The sequence below is a fragment of the Pseudomonas fluorescens genome, assembly GCF_902497875.1.
Taxonomy (GTDB): Bacteria; Pseudomonadota; Gammaproteobacteria; order Pseudomonadales; family Pseudomonadaceae; genus Aquipseudomonas; species Aquipseudomonas fluorescens_BR.
In genome coordinates this window covers 1-1967 of record NZ_CABVHY010000092.1, presented here as the reverse complement: position 1 = coordinate 1967, position 1967 = coordinate 1, and the positions used below count along the sequence as shown (strand labels likewise).

General features: G+C 61.8%; 3 protein-coding genes. All 3 read left to right on the top strand.

The features are described from left to right. Positions 1–59: 59 nt before the first annotated feature. The gene (gene cynS / locus F8N85_RS33725) at positions 60–530 is read left to right on the top strand and encodes a cyanase (RefSeq protein WP_150807367.1); all 471 of its coding nucleotides are present in this window, start codon (positions 60–62) and stop codon (positions 528–530) included. A 135-nt stretch (positions 531–665) separates the two neighbouring features. After that, a complete protein-coding gene (locus tag F8N85_RS33720) occupies positions 666–1361 on the top strand; it encodes an ABC transporter ATP-binding protein (protein ID WP_150807665.1) in 696 nt (231 codons plus the stop codon). Position 1362: 1 nt separating this feature from the next. Continuing rightward, a partial coding sequence (locus F8N85_RS33715) for an ABC transporter permease (RefSeq protein WP_150807664.1) occupies positions 1363–1967 on the top strand: 605 nt, incomplete at its 3' end.

Genomic DNA, 1967 nt, shown 5'->3' with positions numbered 1-1967 from the left:
CACGCCGCCTGACCCAGAGTGGAAGCAACTTTTCGTACTTCACCCAAGAGGAAATCACCATGCTGCAATCCCAATTCGCTCAAGCTCCACGTCTGGCCCTGGCCGACACCATCATCGACGCCAAGGCCCGCAAAAACCTGTCGTGGCAGGACCTGACCGACGGCACCGGCCTGAGCCTGGCCTTCGTCACCGCCGCCCTGCTCGGTCAACACCCTCTACCGGTGGAGGCCGCCGACGTAGTCTGCGACAAACTCGGCCTGGATCAGAATGCCAGCCGCCTGTTGCAAAGCGTGCCCTTGCGCGGCAGCATCCAGGGCGGCATCCCGACCGATCCGACCGTCTACCGTTTCTATGAAATGCTGCAGGTCTACGGCTCGACGCTCAAGGCGCTGGTCCACGAACAGTTCGGCGACGGCATCATCAGCGCCATCAACTTCAAACTGGACATCAAGAAAGTCGAAGACCCGGACGGCGGTTCCCGCGCGGTGATCACGCTGGATGGCAAGTACCTGCCGACCAAGCCGTTCTGATTGAAAAGGTATTGTCCGCGGGGAAATCGGCGCAAATCCTGAAATCGCCTTCGCGGGCAAGTCGGATCGCCGCACCGCCGCTCCTACAGACGCATCAGACCTCGATAGACGTCTTGGTGTAAGACTCCCGGCACTATCGAACTGTCTGACCTGAGCTTCAGTTGGCCAGGACATCCGCAGTTGCTGGACATCCCGGCGTTTCGCCTGGACGCCGGTGAAACGCTGTTCCTCAAAGGTCCCAGCGGCAGCGGCAAGACCACACTGCTCGGCCTGCTCGGCGGGGTGCAAAAGCCCGATCGCGGCAGCATTCGCCTGCTCGGCCAGGAATTGACCGAACTTTGCGCCGGCGCCCGCGATCACTTTCGGGTCGATCACACCGGCTACATCTTCCAGCAGTTCAACTTGCTGCCGTTTCTCTCGGTGCGCGAGAACGTTGAACTGCCCTGCCACTTCTCGAAACTGCGCGCCAGCCGTGCTATCCAGCGCCACGGCAGTGTCGATCAGGCCGCTGCCACGCTGCTCGCGCACCTGGGGCTGAAAGATCCAGCACTGCTTGGCAGACGTGCCGATTCATTGTCCATCGGCCAGCAACAACGGGTTGCCGCGGCCCGGGCGCTGATCGGCCAGCCGGAGTTGGTGATCGCCGACGAGCCGACTTCGGCGCTGGACTATGACGCCCGCGAGGCGTTTATCCGTTTGTTGTTCGCCGAATGCCGCGATGCAGGGGCCAGCCTGTTGTTCGTCAGCCACGATCAAAGCCTGGCGCCGTTGTTCGATCGCAATCTGTCGCTGGCCGAACTCAATCGCGCCGCCACACCGTTCGAGGTTTGAGATGTATTTGTTTCGTCTAGCCATGGCCAGCCTGGCTAACCGCCGCTTCACCGCGATCCTTACCGCGTTCGCCATCGCCTTGTCGGTGTGCCTGTTGCTGGCGGTCGAGCGTGTGCGCACCGAAGCCCGCGCCAGTTTCGCCAGTACTATCAGCGGCACGGACCTGATCGTCGGCGCCCGTTCCGGATCGGTCAACCTATTGCTGTACTCGGTGTTCCGCATTGGCAACGCCACCAATAATATCCGCTGGGACAGCTTCGAACATTTCGCCAGCAACCCGAAGGTGAAGTGGGCGATCCCGATGTCCCTCGGCGATTCCCATCGAGGTTATCGAGTGATGGGCACCACCGACGCCTACTTCCAGCACTACCAGTACGGTCGTCAACAACGCCTGCAACTGGCCGGAGGCCGCGCCTTCGCCAGCGACCCGTTTGAAGTGGTACTCGGTGCCGAGGTCGCTGACGCCCTGCATTACAAACTCGGCGACAAACTGGTGCTGGCCCACGGCGTGGCGGTGATCAGCCTGGTCAAACACGACGACAAACCGTTCACCGTGGTCGGCATTCTCAAGCGCACCGGCACCCCGGTGGACCGCACGCTGCACAT

Bases quoted from the DNA above. Each gene is read 5' to 3' on its own strand.
- cynS (WP_150807367.1), top strand. From the start codon at position 60: ATGCTGCAATCCCAATTCGCTCAAGCTCCACGTCTGGCCCTGGCCGAC.